Below are 16499 nucleotides of genomic sequence, written 5' to 3' on the forward strand. Positions count from 1 at the left end.
CATAAGTACTAAGTAGATATAAATAAAAGATTTCATACACAAAAATTAACATAACACTAATAACCCAAGAGGATCTACCTAAGTTAAATTTATGGATTAGATTCCATGTTATATAAATATACGGTAACGTATAAAATATAATAAATAACCAGAATTGTTTTTTTTGATTTTCAGATGAATTTGAAATAGTAGTATCTGTTACAAATGGCTGTAGTAAAATTAAAAAAACACAACAACACTCATTATAAAATTCATTTCATTTGGGAAATTAGTTTTGTGACTCAAAAAATTACTAGATAGATAAATACAATAAAGAGATGAGAAAAACAGAAGGAAATTCATCACTCGATTTACCCCCTTAGTAGGTTTAAATCTCACTTCACTTTTTGAACGTTCCCAATCAAATTTTAATAGTAATCCAATATAGAATCCTAACCTATCAAAATCAACATCATCTTTACCATCTAGCAAATCCCAAATATGCCCATCTTTCATATAATACGTCTTGGTATTCTTAAACTCCATATTTTTCCCATATGGATTTATTTCTGATTTCAACTTGATTATGGCAGAGTTCTTATCACCTCCATCACTTAATTCTGATAATATTTCTTTTAATTTTTTTCGCCATTCTGATCGTTCTTTTGTAACAAAATCCAAATTGTTCTTTTTGTTATTTTGAACAAACGTAATTATTGCACTGACGATTGCGCTTATCCCAACTGCACTCACAATAGAGACGATTTGTTCGCTAGTCAAATTCATCCATCTCCTCCCACTCACTCTTCAGTATACCATATATGAGACTGTCACAACGATTGCCTTGGGCATCTTTGCGGTCTCGGATTCGAGCTTCAAGAGTGAAACCAAGTTTCTCTGCGACTCGTTGACTTTGGACATTGTATCCAAAGCAGACCAGTTCTATCTTGTGAAGGCCCAATTCTTTAAAAGCTAGATCAATCAAGGCATGCGCTGCTTCGGGTACATAGCCTTGCCCCCAATAGTCTGGGTGCAAGGTATAGCCAATTTCCAGCACATCGTCTTCGTGACGGTGATTGAAATCAACAGAGCCGATGATCGTATCCGTTCCTTTAACCACAATACCGTACCCAGCTGGGAGATTGTCCTGTTCATTGCGCTCAGGAAGGATATGTTCTAGGTAATAAATCTCGTCTTCCAAGGTCTGGACGGGTGGAAAGCCTGCTGGATAGGAGACTTCCGGGAGATTTGCATAGGCATAGATATCCTCTGCATCTGCCACTGTACGGACTCGTAAGACCAAATGCTCCGTTTCAATTCGTTCTGGCAACTCAGCCCTTGTCATCCTTCTTCCTCGCTTTCTTGATGAAGCTTCCCATGGGATCCACTCGATTATCCAGATAGCGATAGACACGTTTATGACCATCACCCATAAAGTAAGTCGGTGCAAAAGAATCGTTACGGAAATGGCCCCTGTCATCTAGCAAATCCGGATCAGCAAGGCGGTCTAGGATCTTAGCAAAGATATGACAGATACCATCTTCCTCAATAATTCTGTCAACCTCACAATCCAGAACGACTGGACAGGCATCCAGGATAGGTGCTTGTGTCAAATCAGAAGGTTGAAAATCTATGCCGAGTTTAGCAATCTTCTCACGATGACTAATAAAACCAGCCTGCTCCATCTCCAGTATAAAACTTTCATCAGGAATATTCACTGTGAACTTCTGATAATGTTTAATCTGGTCTGCCGCATTTTCCTCACTACCGACCCCTATAACGAGCCAATCTCCTAGACTATAAGAAGAACTACAAGTCGTCACATTATAGCCATAGGTCTGGTCCTGGTAACCCAAGATAAAAATGGGAAAACCATAGTACAATTTACTGGTCTCAAAAGATTGCTTCATGTCACCCTCCTCTGATAGCAACGTAGACCTCGCTTTCGCTCTGTCTGCATCAATATCTCTAAATTCACCTGCGACCTTCGATCTTGGTTCTTTAAAAGCTATAGAAAATCCCTGTCATATCCATGACAGGGACGAATGTGTATCCGCGGTACCACCCAGTTTTGAGTGGTAACCACTCACAGCTTTCTTGATTCAATTTGACCATGACCATCAGCAACCAGCTTTGACATTTGTGCGGATTTCTCAGTACCACCGCTTCCTGTGACAAATGGGCTTCAAAGCACCTCTGAATGGTCTTATTTTATCACAATTTTAAGACCAAGACAAATGAAATTATGATGGAAATCTTATTGATTTTTGAATTTGAAAGTATGTCCTCCGTCTTACTATTCCTTACAATTTTCAATGGCTACTATTGCCTTTCATGACAAGTTCTAACTTTGCTTGGCTTTCCAAATATCTCTTACGGTAAGTTATTGCAATCGTTTTATACTCTTCAGAGGACATTTTATAAAAATCTGCTTCTTCTTTGTAAGATTCTACAAACTTTTTGTAATAATCGATATCTTTTATCGGATTCTTAATAATCTTATCTATCAACACATAAATCCCTAAAAATACACCACCAAGAATCATCCCAAGAAAATAGGGCGCCACAAGAAATGATTTAATTAACTCCATGAAGTTCACCATCACTTTCCTTCAAAATCCTTCTGAAAATGTTCTTTATGAACTTTTAATTCAAGCCCACAGACATCTTTGAGCTTTTTCCCAGCTGCAACTCGTCTTTGATGTGCTCTTATTAAAACATGTTCGGACTGTGTATGACTAATAAAATAACACAATAGCAGATAAGTAACTATACCCCCTAACATCATAGTAATTATCCTAACCACCAAGAAAATCATCTCTCTACTCCTCTCTTAAGGAACTTGCTGAAACCATTGTAACAAAACATCGGCTAAAATCGAGACCTTTTTCACAAGAAATGGCTCATTTATCATAAGTAAAAGCATTTATTTTATTTTGAGTACACGAATGATGGTATTATAGATATTTCAAGACAGATAATCTACATTCTAGATAACTTTATTTTCCATTAGAAAAATCCCTGTCTTCCGACAAGGATTTCATCTTATTTTTCTTCCTTAGCTCTTTCTTCTTTTAGCCATTTTTCATAGCTTTCGAGTAGATTGATAGCCATTTGGGTTGCCAAGGCTAGTGAGAAGGCCTCTGTACCTTCAGTTGTTTCGTCTTGGACTTCCAATTTACTTTCTTCGTAAATGGCTTTGAGAGCCTTATTGCTAAGCGTGTCTTTAAATGCTTGGAATTCTTTCATGGTCAAAGCCTCCTTGATTCTACAGCAACATCTATAGCTACTGTTACCGTTTTCACTTTAAGTTTACACCATTTCAGAGAAATTGCAAGGATTTTCCTCAATAATAAGGAGAGCTTTCACTCTATCTGAGACCTACTGAGTAGGAGTCGCAGCCCCTGTGAGATACTCAGTCGTATAGGCTACGATAGCTCCTGAATCAGCATTTACCGCGTATTTATAACGTAGACCGCTAGCAGCATAGTCAAAGCTGATATTGTAGACCTTACCGTCTCCTTCAGTCTTCAATTCCGTTTTCAAGTTTGTCACAGAACCTTCAGCTAGGCCAGCATGGTTAAGAGCTGTTGTTTGCGCAGTCTCTTTTGATACAGCTGTCTCTTCCTTGCTTTCACTAGGTTGAGTCTCGTCTTTAGGTTCTTCACCTTTTTGAGCATCATCCTCATCTTTAGTTGTTGGATGGTCACTCTTATGTTTCAAAATAGATCCTGACTGACCATCAATTGTATACTCAAAATGGTTGTCTGACGTTGTGAAACTAATCTCATAACTTCCGTGAAGCCCAGAACGTGCTTTCGAAACTGTTGATTGAGAAATCTCAGAAGTTTTGACACCTGCATTTTTGTAAGCAATGTCTGCCGCATCTTGTTCTGACAAGCGATAACCTGACCCGTTAAAAATAAACAAGGCTACAGCGATGGCAACTGGGATAGCGAGCAGAATCAGATAGCCCACTAGCTTTTTCATTTTTCGCATAAAATTCTCCGCTATTTTAATCTAATACTACTATTATATCTTAAAGTTCTAAAATTGTCAGATAAACTTGTCTCATTTTTAGGACAACATCATAAAAAGTTCCCGATAGCTATCAGGAACTTCTACGAAATGTTACTATTTGGCCAGTTACAAAGACTAGTATGGCCATCCAGATAAAGAGGAAGCCTTTCAACTCTCCAAAGCTGACCGTCTCACCAAAAATGAGGATGGCTACGAGAAGTTGAATCGTAGGATTAAGATACTGGATGAAACCGATAAGGTTAAGCGGTGCCCTTTTGACTGCTTCCGAGAAGCAAAGCAAAGGGACAGCCGTCACTACACCTGAGATGGCTAGGAGAAACATTTCCATGCTCGAATAGGAAGAAAATGATTCTGGAGAAAAGAATATGAGATAGATAGCTACAAAAGGTAGTAGCAAGCCACTTTCTACTAGCATAGCTACGTCACTGGAGAGCTTAACCCCTTTTTTGATTAAACCATAGAAACCAAAGGTCAGGGCCAATCCCAAAGAAACCATGGGAAGTTTTCCTGTATTGACAACAAGAACCAGTACTCCTATAAAAGCCAATACTACTGCTGCCCACATGGTCCTACTCAATGATTCACGAAGAAAAATGAGGGCAAACAGTATAGAAACAATAGGCATAATGTAATAGCCCAGGCTAGCCTGCGTCGCTTGACCATGACCCACAGCATAGATATAAATCAACCAGTTAGCTGCTATGAGAAAACTAGCAAGTAGCATACGAAGCAAGGCTTTCTTATCCTGCCAAAGTTCCACAAGCTCCCCTTTGAAACGTGTATTTTGCTTAGCGACTAGGGCGTAAGTCAACATAGTCACTACTGTAAAAACAATCCGCCACGAGAAGGTGTTGTAAGCCGAAACACCTGCTAAAAGCTTCCAAAAAAGGGATAAAAATCCCCATTGAATATAGGTGGCTAGACCAAAGAGTAGCCCTTGATTTTTTCTAGTCAACGACAACACCTGCTTTATCCACAGATAGGACGAAGGTTTCACCATCTAAACCAAGACCATCTATTGCAGTTTTAAGAGCCTCAGCCTGATCATTTGGTGTCAAGGTCATAACTGTTGGGCCAGCGCCTGAGAGGTAGGTCGCATAAGCACCGTATTGACCTGACAATTCTTTAATAGTCGCAAATTCTTTAACCAGTTTTTGACGGTAGCGTTCGTGGAACATATCTCCTTGGATAGCACGTCCCGCCTTAACTAAATCACCTGCAGAGAGGGCAGCAATGGCAACGTTGGCAATAGATGATGCAGCTACAGCTTCTTTGTAAGACAAGTCACTTGGAAGCACCCCACGTGAATCAGACGTCTTGAGTTCATAGCTCGGGATGAAGGCTATAAAAGCACACTCTGGAAAATCTGTAACGATACTATTAACATGTTCGTCCACATAAGAGGCCACAACAAGATTCCCAAAAATAGCTGGAGCAACATTGTCCGGGTGACCTTCAATCTTGGTCGCAATATCAAGTTTATCATCGTCTGAGAGCTGCAAGTCTGCCAATTGATTGGCCAACTCGATTCCTGCAACAATAACAGAACTTGAAGAACCGAGACCACGCGCCAAGGGAATGTCTGATGTCATCACCAATTTATGGGGCTGCAAATCAGACTTCACTTGCAAAGCTGTTGAAATGAGGAGGTTATTTTCATCTGAGGGAATATCGCCCAAATCATGTTCGATATGCCATGCATCTGCTGGTTCAAGCACCTCGATTGTCAAATATTTAGAAACGGCAACACCCACAGAGTCAAAACCTGGACCAATATTGGCAGATGTTGCTGGGACAGTAATTTTCATAATAATACACCAAAAGGAGGAAAGCCATTAGCGACTTTTCTCCTTGAATACCTTTCTTATACGCACCAGTATGGGCTTATCAATTAGTTAGACAAAACTTTCAATGTGTTAACAACTGTGAAATCTTCTGCTGCTTCAAGTTTTTCAGTAACAGCTTTAAGTTGAGTTTTAGACATAGCATGTGTAATCACAACGATACGAGCTGTTGTACCATTTGCTTTTTGTTGCAAGACTTGTTCAAATGAAATATCTTCTGAGTTGAAGATTTCAGACAAGTGAAGGATTTTTCCTTTTTCGTCTGGCGTATCAAGGGCAAAGTAGTAGTTGCTCTTAACGTCCGCTGGATTAGCCAATGGCAAGTCGCGACGGAACTCGTTGAATGGTTTACCAACATTGCCATCTGAAAGACGACGAGCAATACGGATAATGTCTGCCAAAACAGATGTTGCTGTTGGTTTTTGACCAGCACCTGGTCCGTAGTACATTGATTCGCCAATACCGATAGATTCTACAAAGACTGCATTCATAACATCGTTGACGCTAGCAAGTGGGTGATTTTTTGGCAAGAATGTTGGTGATACTTCTGCTGAGATACCTGACTCCACTTCACGCACATCACCAACCAATTTGATGACATAACCCAATTCTTGAGCGACAGCTACATCATCAGTAGAGATGTTTGTAATCCCCTTGTGAGTCACATCGTCGAAATCAATTGTGGCACCAAAACCAAATTGGCTAAGGATAACAGCTTTATAAGCAGCGTCAATACCTTCAACGTCGTTGGTTGGATCACTTTCAGCATAACCAAGTTCTTGGGCAGTCTTAAGAGCATCCTCATATGACCAACCTTCGTCAACCATCTTAGTCATCATAAAGTTAGATGTTCCGTTGAGCACACCAAGGATACGTGTCACCTTGTCAGATGTCAAAGAATTAGCCAAAGTACGCAAAATTGGAATACCACCGGCAACGGCAGCTTCATAGTAGAAAGCCACACCCTTATCTTGAGCAAGAGAAATCAACTCTTTACCGTGAGTAGCAATCAAGTCTTTGTTAGCAGAAACAACGTTTTTACCTGCTTCAAGTGCTTTTGTGATAAAGGTACGAGCTGGCTCGATACGTCCCATCAATTCGACAACGATTTGAATCTCGTCATCGTTAAGGATTTCGTCAACATTTGTGACAAAATTGTAGTCGTTACCTGCAGCGATAAGACGATTTTTTTCCTCGTCATCTTTAACCAAAACCTTCGCAATTTCGAGTTGGTCACGTGAGGCTGCAAGAACCTTTTCACCATTTTCCTTCAAAAGGAAAGGAATACCGCTAGCTACTGTACCAAAGCCAAGCAATCCAATTTTAATAGACATTTACGATTTCTCCTTAAAAACATACATTTTTTTAATTGTAACATATTTCTATCGGAATTGACAGAATATTGTTGCCATTTAAGGAGCTAAGTATTCTTTTTTACTGAAAATTCTGTGCATTTCCACTCCATTTTTGTTAGAATAATAGCTAGACCTATTTGAAAGGGGATACAATGACTTCTCAAAAGAAAAATTCAACTAACGCTAACAGAAAGAAACTGAACCTTCTTCTGCTTTTCCTAAACCTAGTCCTTCTTGGCTTACTGGCAGTTTTTATGTTAAACCGACCAAACCAGTCGAAAAGCAACCAACAACAGTCTCAAACCAGTCAGTCTAAGACGACAGCTAAATGGAAAAACTATGACGAGCCTGTCCAAATCCCTATCCTGATGTATCATGCTGTACACGTCATGGATCCTTCTGAAGCTTCTAACGCCAACCTTATCGTTGACCCAGACCTCTTCGAGGCACAAATCAAGGCCTTGGCCAAGGCAGGCTACTATTTCCTAACGCCTGAAGAAGCCTATAAAGCCTTCACCGAAAATGCCTTACCTGCTAAGAAGGTTGTTTGGCTGACCTTTGATGATGGTAACGAAGATTTCTATACGATTGCCTATCCGATTCTCAAAAAATATAAGGCTAAGGCAACCAACAATGTGATCACTGGCTTCGTTAAGAAAGGAAATGCTGGAAATCTTACCGTCAAGCAGATGAAAGAAATGATGGCGCACGGCATGAGCTTCCAGTCTCATACGGTTAACCACCCTGATTTATCAGCCACTGACAAGGCAACACAAAAGGTTGAATTAACGGATTCTATTGACTTCCTTGAAAACAAACTCAATACCAAGGTCAATACCATTGCCTACCCATCAGGTCGCTACAATCAAACGACACTGGACCTAGCTAAGAAAACATACAAGTTAGGACTAACAACCAACGAAGGGCTAGCTAGTGCCAAGGATGGTCTCCTCTCACTTAATCGTGTCCGTATTCTGCCAACAACAACAGCTAAAGGACTTCTCAGCGAGATTGCTACTGACAATGAATAAAAGAAATCACTTGATTCAAGAATCAAGTGATTTTTATGTTCTAGTCAAATATTTCTGATAGGATAGCCACACCCTTTTCGATTTCAGCATCACTTAGGGTGATTGGTGGCAAGAGTCGAATCACATTTGTCCCTGCAGTCAAGACAATCAATCCCTTATCTCTAGCTGCCAGGACCAATTCTCCCAGATTGCCAGTGGTCTCAATGCCAATCATGTAGCCTAAGCCACGCACAGTGGTAACTGTCTCTTTATCAGATAAAGCTGACTGCAATTTTTCTTGTAGCTTGTTTCCATTTTCAAGAGCAGTATCCAGAAAACCTGGAGCCAACATAACTTCAAGCGTAGCCTTGGCTGCCGCCATGGCCAGTTTATTTCCTCCAAAGGTAGAGCCGTGACTTCCGTAAGAAAAAGCCCCTCCAAGAGATGACTTGGCAAGCATGGCACCAACTGGTACCCCATTTGCCAAGCCTTTAGCTAGAGTAAAGATATCTGGTTCAATATCGTAGTGCTCATAAGCAAAGAGCTTACCAGTACGACCAATTCCTGTCTGAACCTCATCTACAATGAGGTAAATACCTGTCTCCTTACAAAAATCAGACAAAGCCTTAACAAAGTCCTTATCCGCAGGTTGCACACCTGATTCCCCTTGAACCAACTCTAGCATAATAGCTGCAGTTTCTTCACTAGCTAGGACCTTGACACTGTCTATGTCATTGAAAATAGCATAGCTAAAGTGGGGCACACCTTCACCAAAACCTTGTTTGATTTTATCCTGACCAGTGGCAGACATGGATCCAAACGTTCGACCATGGAAGGAATTTTGGAAGGTAATGATTTCTTGTTTACCTGATGCCTTTCGGGCGATTTTTATGGCTGCTTCATTGGCCTCTGCACCACTATTACAGAAAAAGGCTAGATAATCCTTGTCACCAATTAAAAGTCCAGCAACATCTTCTTGCAACTGATTGTGATAAAGATTAGGCTGGTGCAAAATCTTACCCACCTGCTCTGTCAAAGCCTGATTGACAGAGGGATGATAGCCCAGATTGGTTACCCCGATACCTGATGAAAAATCCAAGTAGGTATTGCCAGTTGTATCAGTCAAATAATTGCCCTGTGCCGAAGCGAAATCAATCGCTGCCCGCTTATAGTTTGAAAATAGTTTTGTCATCTCTTACTCCTTGATTATGGTACCATCTGTCAGGTTATCACCAATAATGACCTGCTCAACACCAGATTCAACCGTCTGAACAGCGCTTTGAATTTTAGGAATCATACCCCCAGTTACCACGCCTGAATCTATTTTTTCCTGAACGTCCACAAGATTCAGATGATTTAAAACCTGTCCATTCTCTAAAACTCCTTTGACATCTGTCATGAGGATAAGTTTTTTGGCACCTAGACTAATTGCCACAGCTCTAGCAAGGTAATCGGCATTGATATTGAGCAAATCCCCCTGCTCACTATAGCCTAGACTAGGAATCAAGGGAAGTTTGCCTTGAGATAGGAGGGTCACTAGGGTTTGATTAGTGATGTTTTTGACTTCACCCACAAAACCATAGGTCTCTTGATCTAAGAAATCAGCATGAACAAGGTCCGGAAGCTCATCTATGACCTGATAGGCTGGCAAACCTGCAGTTGTCAGCTCACCTGCTAAGTTTTTCCCAACTATGTCAACCAAAGCTTCTCTAATCAAGGCCATATCTGACTGACCAGTCACACGAAGACCATTGACCTTGTGAATTGGAATATGATTCTCCTCCATCAGCTGATTAATAGCAAAACCACCCCCATGGATGATGATTATTTTTTGACCAGCCTGCTGCCATTCTGACAGTTTGGTCAGTATCTCAGGAGTTAGCTGTTTACTGGCTACTCCACCAATCTTAATTACAATATATTCAGTAGTCATCAGTTAACTCCTTTTCCTTAGATAGTCTAAGTGTGATAGAGGGCATTAATCTTAACGTAATCGTAAGAAAGATCACAACCCCAAGCGGTTCCTTTTTCATGTCCAGCATGAAGATCTACCGTAATGGTCACTTCATCCTCATGCATGATGTCTTTCATTTCCTCATCATCAAAGGTCACAGGACTAGAGGCTAGCATGACTGCCAGACCGCCAAGCATAATATCAACATTGTCCACAGGAACGTCCACACCGGCATAACCAACAGCAGCTAGAATACGCCCCCAGTTAGGATCTTCACCAAAAATGGCTGTTTTGACCAGGCTTGAACCGACAACAGATTTTGCCATCATACGAGCATCAAGGGCATTAGGGGCATTAACCACATCAACTTGGATGAGTTTATTGGCACCTTCACCATCCTTGGCAATTTTCTTAGCCAGTTCTTGCATCACGAAATTAAGCATTTTTGAAAACTTATCAAATTCTGGTGTACCTGGCAGAATCTCTTCATTGAGCGTGCAACCATTTGACATGACAAGAACCATATCATTAGTTGATGTATCCCCATCAACTGTAATCTGATTAAAGGTCTTTTCCACATTTTGGCTCAAGGCTAATTGAAGGGTGTCACTAGAAATATTGGCATCACAAGTAATAAACCCAAGCATGGTTGCCATATTCGGGTGAATCATGCCTGAACCCTTAGCGACACCAGCCATAGTGACAACATCACGACCAAAAGTCTCCGTCACAGCAATAGTCTTAGTCGCTGTATCTGTCGTCAAAATCGCCTTAGCAAAATCATCAGCATTACCATTAACCACTAACTTGGAAAGACCGTTTTTCAGTGTATCCATTGGTAGCAACTCACCGATAATCCCTGTAGAAGCCACACCAACCAAATCTGGTTCAACACCTAACTTTTCAGCGGTCCACTCCTGCATGGTGTAAGCATCCTCCAATCCTTGAGTCCCTGTACAAGAATTGGCTACACCTGAGTTTACAACGATGGCCTTCATTTTCCCAGCCTTTTTTACCGAGGTCTTGGTCACAATCAAAGGAGCTGCGATAACCTTATTGGTCGTGTAAACCCCTGCCACACTGGCTGGTTTTTCAGAGACAATCCAACCAAAATCCATTTTTCTCTTTTTAAATCCTGCATGTAGCCCATCTGCTGAGAATCCTAACGGGCTGGCAATTGTTCCTTCAATGACTTTCATATTTTTTCTCCTAACTCTATGCTTACATCTACAAGTATGACGGTGTCAGAAGCAAACCTTCTGTCTCATCCCACCCCTGCATGAGGTTGAGATTTTGCACTGCATGTCCAGCAGCACCCTTGATCAAATTATCAATGACCGAAATAACAGTCAGAACATTGGTTTTTTCATTATAGGCAAAGCCAATATCTGTAAAATTCGATCCGATTACGTTGTGCAGTTCTGGCAAGCTGTCTTGAACACGTACAAAGGGTTTATCGCTATAAGCCTTTGTGAATGCTGAAGCCACATCAGCTACAGTAACGTCCTTCTTCAACTTACAATAAACCGTAGCCATGATTCCGCGATTAACTGGTAAAAGCGACGTTGAAAACTGAATCTCAGGCATTTCCGGATTAAAGGTCTGCAAGGTTTGAACAATTTCAGGAATATGCTGATGATGATTGAGTTTATAAGTCACGTAATTATCGTGAACATTGACAAAATGACTAGACTCACTCAAAGCCTTACCCGCACCAGTTAAACCAGACTTGGCATCCACAATGACACTATCCGTCTCAATCAGATCAGAAGCAACCAAAGGAAGCAAGGCCAACTCCGTCGCTGTTGCATAGCATCCAGGATTGGCAATGAATTTCTTATCCTTCACATCTGTATATTCTGATAATGCGTATGTAAATTTATTCAAAACACTCTGCTTAGCAGGTGATTTTTTATACCATTCTTGATAAACATTTGCCGGCAAGCGATGATCCCCAGACAGATCAATAATAGGAAAATCAGCCAGAACAAATTCCTCTGCTAGCGAACTAGCGACTCCTGAAGGTGTAGCAAAGAAAACCAAATCCGCCTTTTTCATAATCTTTTCCGCATCATAAACTTCAATGTCTAAGTCACAAACACCTTTCAGATAGGGATACACATCAGACAATCGTCGGCACACTTCCTTGGTTGCGTGAATAGAAACAAGTTCCACTTTTTTATGATTATTCAAAATTTTAACTAACTCTAAACCACTATAACCAGTGATACCAACGATTGAAATTTTCATTTATGCACTCCTTTTGAATAAATATGTAATTAGTTTATTGCATTTTTATTCATTTGTCAAGAGGAAAATGTAATTAATATGAAAAAACAAGCAGTCTTTTTCAACTACTTGTTTTCATAATTGCTATCTAGTTATTAAATAAATGCAAGTTGGCGATACGATTGACCGCTTCTACCAGACGCTCTGGCTCTACCAAAAGCCCAATACGAACATAAGCGTTACCCGCAGGACCAAATCCTTTACCTGGTGCCACAGCAACATGGACCTTCTCAAGCAAAAGATCCGCAAAACTTTCACTGGTGTCCCCCTCTGGCACAGGCATCCAAGCATAGAAAGAACCTCTGGATGGAAAGGCCTGCCAGCCAATCTTAGCAGCTGCCTGAACAAAGGCATCTCGACGACTATCATAAGTCGCATTCAGTTGGGCAACAGCCTCCTCAGATTTAGGATCTAAGAGAGCTGCAATCCCAGCCTCCTGCAAGGCAGGAAAGATTCCCACAAAAAGATGGTCTTGAATCAGATTTAAGGCTTCAATCATCTGGTCATTCCCAGCTGCAAAGGCCAAACGCCAACCAGCCATATTGAAGGTTTTCGAGAAAGTATAGAACTCAATGCCCACATCTTTAGCACCAGGCGTTGATAAAAAGCTAGGATTCTCATAGCCCTGATAACCCAAAGCTCCATAGGCTAAATCACTCACCACTCCTACTTCGTAGGTCTTAGCCCAGGCAACTAACTTTTCATAAAAAGCCTTAGTCGCCACAGCCCCCGTCGGATTATTCGGATAATTGATATAGATAAACTTAGCTCGGCGAGCTGTCTCCTCAGGAATGGCATCCAAATCTGGCAAGAAATCATTTTCAGCGGTCAAAGGAAAGGTTTCATAGGTCACACGGCCTAAGCTCACTCCTGATAGGTAATCTGGATAACCTGGGTCAGGCAAGAGCAGGAGATCACTAGGATTCATCAACGCTAGAGGCAATTCCACTAGTCCAATTTTAGCTCCACCCATGACACAAATCTCACGCTCCGAATCCAAATCAACACCATAATGTTTCTTGTAAAAACTAGCAGCTGCTTCCTTAAAGGGACGATTGCCTCGAAACTGTGAATACTTATGGCTAGCAGGATTTTTCGCTGAAAGACACAGCGCCTCAACAATATGGTCATAGGTCGGTTGGTCGGGATTGCCTTGACCGAGATTGATAACATCTGCCCCTTCCGCCACCTTGGCATTAACCTTAGCAACCAAACCTGCAAAAAACTGTTCTGGCAATGCCTTCAATAAGTCAGATTCTTCAAATAACATAAACGCTCCTTAATGATACAAGTCCGTGCGACGATCCTCAAAAACAGGAATCTGACCTCGAACCTTATCTACCTCTTCAAGATTAATATCGGCCGTAAAAATGCCCTCCTCATGCTCCTTGGATTGCAAGACCACATTTCCAAGTGGATCGATAACCATAGAATGTCCTGAGAAGACATCGTCTGGTCCTGTTCCGACACGATTAACAGCAACTACAAAAGCTTGATTTTCAACCGCACGCGCCTTTAACAAAATCTCCCATTGTTGCACACGAGGTTCTGGCCACTGCGCTACCACAAAAAGTACCTTGGCCCCTTGTGCCATCTGTGTCCGCACCCATTCAGGAAAACGAATATCATAACAAATGACACTAGCAGCTGTCACACCATCAAGCTCAAATACAGACTCCGAAGACCCAGCAGACATATACTGGTCCTCTGCCATGAGGCCAAAGAGATGGACCTTGCTGTAGGTATTGATTAGGTCCCCAGACTTATTGTAGACGTAGGTCGTGTTGTAGAATTTGCCGTCCTTCTCAATAGCAACGGACCCTCCGATAATAGCCACAGCATGTTTCCTAGCAAAATGAGACAAGAGTTCTTGAGAGTTCAAACCTTCCTTATCTGCAAGCCCATCCAGTTCATCTAAAGCATAGCCTGTATTCCACATTTCAGGGAGCACAATGACATCAGGATTTTCGCCAAGGGCCCTTTCCAACATTTCTTTCACGTGCTTTTTATTTTCCGTAGGTTGTCCGTGAGCAACATCCATCTGTACCAATGCGATTTTCATAGTAACCTCGATTCTATATTAACCATTATAGCACTCCAAAAGACGTCACAAAAATTGAAAAATTCAATCTCATGATAAAGAAAGCCTATCAAAAAAGGTTGGACATATTGTCCAACCTGATTCATTCCTTCATTAAGCAATATCAACGTAACGACGAGCACCGCTCACTGTCATATATGAGAGCCATGTATGACCATCGGCTGTCAAAACTTTGTCATAGTTAACACTCATACCCTTGTCATAGTAGGCTAACTCTGGACTTGAAACCTTAGCTTCTGCCTTGATTGACGCACGTCCTGTGAAGGTATAACGCCCTGACTCTGGGAGACTTGGTTTTGCGGCTGGTTGACTTGCTTCTGGCTTAGCTGCTGCAATATCAACGTAACGACGAGCACCACTTGTTGTCACATATGAAAGCCATTGACGGCCATCGGCTGTGAGAACCTTATCATAGTTAACAGTCATGCCCTTGTCATAGTAAGCCAATTCTGGGCTTGAAACCTTGGCTTCTGCCTTGATTGACGCACGACTTGTGAAGGTATAAGTGCCTGATTCTGGGAGACTTGGTTTTGCGGCTGGTTGACTTGCTTCTGGCTTAGCTGCTGCAATATCAACGTAACGACGGTTGCCACTTGCTGTTACATATGAAAGCCATTGACGACCACCAGCTGTCAAAACCTTGTCATAATTTACACTCATGCCTTTGTCATAGTAGGCCAACTCTGGGCTTGAAACCTTAGCTTCTGCCTTAATTGACGCACGATCTGTGAAGGTATAAGTTCCTGATTCAGGGAGATTTGGTTTATCCGCTGGTTTAGCAACCGGTTTAACTTCTGGTTTAGTTTCTGTAGCTTTAACTGTTGCAATATCAACGTAACGACGAGCACCACTTGCTGTCATGTATGAAAGCCATTGATGACCATCGGCTGTCAAAACTTTGTCATAGTTAACACTCATGCCCTTATCATAGTAGGCCAACTCTGGGCTTGAAACCTTAGCTTCTGCCTTGATTGACGCACGACCTGTGAAGGTATAAGTGCCTGTCGCTGGAAGGTTGATGGCACCTGTAGTGGCTGGTTTGCTTTCAGCAGGCTTGCTGCTAGTAGCATAATCGCCACCTTCGATACCAAAGTACTCTTCCAAGCTCAATCCTGAATCGTGGATGTCTTTAGCTTCTTTACCCACATAGCGGATGTGCCATGCTTCTGGCATGTAGCCAGTTGAAGCTTCTTTGCCTGCTTGGAAACGCACGATAAAGCCATAGTTATGTGCATTGTCTTTAAGCCATTGACTAGCTCGTGCATCCTCAAGCAAGTTACCAGACTTATCAGTCAAGTCAAAGACCAAACCAGTTTGGTGTTCGCTGAACCCAGGACGAGCTGAGTAACGGTCCGCAGCTGCTTGACCATCACGGCTTACGTAGTTGTCGTAAAGAGTCTTTTGATAATCGTAAGAACGGAAACCACTGTATGAACGTCCAACATTCAACCCTTGATTAATCATATCATCACGAAGTCGAACAAAAGCTGCCTTAGCTGTAGGATTTTCACCTGGATTGTAGTCCTTAGAAAGACCATGCTTCTTATTGACAATGATAATATCATCGTATTTACCACGAACACTGTAGTAAGAACCGTTATTGGTCAATTTCCCTGTCACTTGAGTTTCAGTGATTTGAGGGACTGTAGCTGTAGTTTCGGTAATATAAGTTCGTTTACCATCCAACATATAGTAAAGATGCACAGAATAAGTACCAGCATCACCCTTATGGCTAGCTGTGTCTACATGAACCTTGTAACTTCCGTCTGACTGTTTATCAGCATGGTACCATGTAAGGTCGTCTTGGCCATTCTTATCTGACCAGATTGGAACACGGACTTCTTTAACTTCTTTGCCGCCACCTGAAACATTGGTAACCACAACATCAAAGCCGTTAGACGTTTGGTTGGTAATCGTCAATTTCCC

General features: G+C 41.6%; 17 protein-coding genes. 1 reads left to right on the forward strand and 16 read right to left on the reverse strand.

Annotated elements, in window-relative coordinates; all coding sequences use genetic code 11:
- Nucleotides 1-219: 219 nt before the first annotated feature.
- The 9 genes from HMPREF1519_RS10710 to HMPREF1519_RS07600 form a co-directional block, all read right to left on the reverse strand.
- Entirely contained in the window at nucleotides 220-759 is a 540-nt protein-coding gene (locus tag HMPREF1519_RS10710) for a hypothetical protein (protein ID WP_231470868.1), read from the reverse strand.
- Nucleotides 752-1324 carry a GNAT family N-acetyltransferase gene (locus tag HMPREF1519_RS07560; protein WP_037611776.1) on the reverse strand — a complete coding sequence of 191 codons (573 nt, stop codon included), beginning with the start codon at nucleotides 1322-1324 and terminating at the stop codon, nucleotides 752-754. Before HMPREF1519_RS07560 ends, HMPREF1519_RS10710 begins: the two co-directional genes overlap by 8 nt.
- Nucleotides 1311-1889: a flavin reductase family protein gene (locus tag HMPREF1519_RS07565; protein WP_037611778.1), complete on the reverse strand. Its 579-nt coding sequence runs from the start codon at nucleotides 1887-1889 to the stop codon at nucleotides 1311-1313. The genes HMPREF1519_RS07560 and HMPREF1519_RS07565 overlap by 14 nt, the downstream gene beginning before the upstream one ends.
- A gap of 402 nt (nucleotides 1890-2291) precedes the next feature.
- Nucleotides 2292-2570, reverse strand: coding sequence for a hypothetical protein (locus HMPREF1519_RS07570; protein WP_156024877.1), 279 nt, complete (start codon nucleotides 2568-2570; stop codon nucleotides 2292-2294).
- Nucleotides 2571-3024: 454 nt separating this feature from the next.
- On the reverse strand, nucleotides 3025-3228 hold the full coding sequence (locus HMPREF1519_RS07580) for a hypothetical protein (protein ID WP_002886082.1): 204 nt from the start codon (nucleotides 3226-3228) through the stop codon (nucleotides 3025-3027).
- A 132-nt stretch (nucleotides 3229-3360) separates the two neighbouring features.
- Nucleotides 3361-3978 carry a PepSY domain-containing protein gene (locus HMPREF1519_RS07585; protein ID WP_022496275.1) on the reverse strand — a complete coding sequence of 206 codons (618 nt, stop codon included), beginning with the start codon at nucleotides 3976-3978 and terminating at the stop codon, nucleotides 3361-3363.
- A gap of 112 nt (nucleotides 3979-4090) precedes the next feature.
- The gene (gene rarD, locus HMPREF1519_RS07590) at nucleotides 4091-4975 is read right to left on the reverse strand and encodes an EamA family transporter RarD (protein WP_022496276.1); all 885 of its coding nucleotides are present in this window, start codon (nucleotides 4973-4975) and stop codon (nucleotides 4091-4093) included.
- On the reverse strand, nucleotides 4968-5828 hold the full coding sequence (gene thrB / locus HMPREF1519_RS07595) for a homoserine kinase (RefSeq protein WP_037611781.1): 861 nt from the start codon (nucleotides 5826-5828) through the stop codon (nucleotides 4968-4970). The genes rarD and thrB overlap by 8 nt, the downstream gene beginning before the upstream one ends.
- 83 nt (nucleotides 5829-5911) lie before the next feature.
- Nucleotides 5912-7198 carry a homoserine dehydrogenase gene (locus HMPREF1519_RS07600; protein ID WP_002885943.1) on the reverse strand — a complete coding sequence of 429 codons (1287 nt, stop codon included), beginning with the start codon at nucleotides 7196-7198 and terminating at the stop codon, nucleotides 5912-5914.
- A 173-nt stretch (nucleotides 7199-7371) separates the two neighbouring features.
- Between HMPREF1519_RS07600 and HMPREF1519_RS07605 the strand changes: the two genes are divergently transcribed.
- The gene (locus tag HMPREF1519_RS07605; protein ID WP_022496278.1) at nucleotides 7372-8250 is read left to right on the forward strand and encodes a polysaccharide deacetylase family protein; all 879 of its coding nucleotides are present in this window, start codon (nucleotides 7372-7374) and stop codon (nucleotides 8248-8250) included.
- 40 nt (nucleotides 8251-8290) lie between these two features.
- Here HMPREF1519_RS07605 and HMPREF1519_RS07610 read toward each other — a convergent pair whose 3' ends face one another.
- From HMPREF1519_RS07610 to ldcB, 7 genes are all read right to left on the reverse strand, one after another.
- Nucleotides 8291-9421 carry an acetylornithine transaminase gene (locus tag HMPREF1519_RS07610; RefSeq protein ID WP_022496279.1) on the reverse strand — a complete coding sequence of 377 codons (1131 nt, stop codon included), beginning with the start codon at nucleotides 9419-9421 and terminating at the stop codon, nucleotides 8291-8293.
- A 3-nt stretch (nucleotides 9422-9424) separates the two neighbouring features.
- Nucleotides 9425-10162: an acetylglutamate kinase gene (gene argB, locus HMPREF1519_RS07615; protein WP_022496280.1), complete on the reverse strand. Its 738-nt coding sequence runs from the start codon at nucleotides 10160-10162 to the stop codon at nucleotides 9425-9427.
- A 26-nt stretch (nucleotides 10163-10188) separates the two neighbouring features.
- Nucleotides 10189-11382, reverse strand: coding sequence for a bifunctional glutamate N-acetyltransferase/amino-acid acetyltransferase ArgJ (gene argJ, locus HMPREF1519_RS07620; protein WP_022496281.1), 1194 nt, complete (start codon nucleotides 11380-11382; stop codon nucleotides 10189-10191).
- A 28-nt stretch (nucleotides 11383-11410) separates the two neighbouring features.
- Complete coding sequence (argC, locus tag HMPREF1519_RS07625) at nucleotides 11411-12433, reverse strand: N-acetyl-gamma-glutamyl-phosphate reductase (protein WP_022496282.1); 1023 nt, start codon at nucleotides 12431-12433, stop codon at nucleotides 11411-11413.
- Between the two features lie 127 nt (nucleotides 12434-12560).
- A complete protein-coding gene (locus tag HMPREF1519_RS07630; RefSeq protein ID WP_022496283.1) occupies nucleotides 12561-13742 on the reverse strand; it encodes a pyridoxal phosphate-dependent aminotransferase in 1182 nt (393 codons plus the stop codon).
- 9 nt (nucleotides 13743-13751) lie between these two features.
- Nucleotides 13752-14534 carry a carbon-nitrogen family hydrolase gene (locus HMPREF1519_RS07635; RefSeq protein ID WP_022496284.1) on the reverse strand — a complete coding sequence of 261 codons (783 nt, stop codon included), beginning with the start codon at nucleotides 14532-14534 and terminating at the stop codon, nucleotides 13752-13754.
- 132 nt (nucleotides 14535-14666) lie between these two features.
- Nucleotides 14667-16499, reverse strand: a 1833-nt coding sequence (gene ldcB / locus HMPREF1519_RS07640; protein ID WP_037611783.1) for an LD-carboxypeptidase LdcB/DacB, incomplete at its 5' end; no start/stop codon positions are given.

The sequence above is a fragment of the Streptococcus sp. SR4 genome (assembly GCF_000517725.1).
GTDB classification, from domain to species: Bacteria; Bacillota; Bacilli; order Lactobacillales; family Streptococcaceae; genus Streptococcus; species Streptococcus salivarius_F.

What these genes read in the sequence shown, in the direction of transcription:
- HMPREF1519_RS07560 (WP_037611776.1), bottom strand. Translation starts at nt 1,324, where the DNA reads ATGACAAGGGCTGAGTTGCCAGAACGAATTGAAACGGAGCATTTGGTC.
- HMPREF1519_RS07565 (WP_037611778.1), bottom strand. Translation starts at nt 1,889, where the DNA reads ATGAAGCAATCTTTTGAGACCAGTAAATTGTACTATGGTTTTCCCATT.
- HMPREF1519_RS07570 (WP_156024877.1), bottom strand. Translation starts at nt 2,570, where the DNA reads ATGGAGTTAATTAAATCATTTCTTGTGGCGCCCTATTTTCTTGGGATG.
- HMPREF1519_RS07580 (WP_002886082.1), bottom strand. Translation starts at nt 3,228, where the DNA reads ATGAAAGAATTCCAAGCATTTAAAGACACGCTTAGCAATAAGGCTCTC.
- HMPREF1519_RS07585 (WP_022496275.1), bottom strand. Translation starts at nt 3,978, where the DNA reads ATGCGAAAAATGAAAAAGCTAGTGGGCTATCTGATTCTGCTCGCTATC.
- thrB (WP_037611781.1), bottom strand. Translation starts at nt 5,828, where the DNA reads ATGAAAATTACTGTCCCAGCAACATCTGCCAATATTGGTCCAGGTTTT.
- HMPREF1519_RS07600 (WP_002885943.1), bottom strand. Translation starts at nt 7,198, where the DNA reads ATGTCTATTAAAATTGGATTGCTTGGCTTTGGTACAGTAGCTAGCGGT.
- HMPREF1519_RS07605 (WP_022496278.1), top strand. Translation starts at nt 7,372, where the DNA reads ATGACTTCTCAAAAGAAAAATTCAACTAACGCTAACAGAAAGAAACTG.
- HMPREF1519_RS07610 (WP_022496279.1), bottom strand. Translation starts at nt 9,421, where the DNA reads ATGACAAAACTATTTTCAAACTATAAGCGGGCAGCGATTGATTTCGCT.
- argB (WP_022496280.1), bottom strand. Translation starts at nt 10,162, where the DNA reads ATGACTACTGAATATATTGTAATTAAGATTGGTGGAGTAGCCAGTAAA.
- argJ (WP_022496281.1), bottom strand. Translation starts at nt 11,382, where the DNA reads ATGAAAGTCATTGAAGGAACAATTGCCAGCCCGTTAGGATTCTCAGCA.
- argC (WP_022496282.1), bottom strand. Translation starts at nt 12,433, where the DNA reads ATGAAAATTTCAATCGTTGGTATCACTGGTTATAGTGGTTTAGAGTTA.
- HMPREF1519_RS07630 (WP_022496283.1), bottom strand. Translation starts at nt 13,742, where the DNA reads ATGTTATTTGAAGAATCTGACTTATTGAAGGCATTGCCAGAACAGTTT.
- HMPREF1519_RS07635 (WP_022496284.1), bottom strand. Translation starts at nt 14,534, where the DNA reads ATGAAAATCGCATTGGTACAGATGGATGTTGCTCACGGACAACCTACG.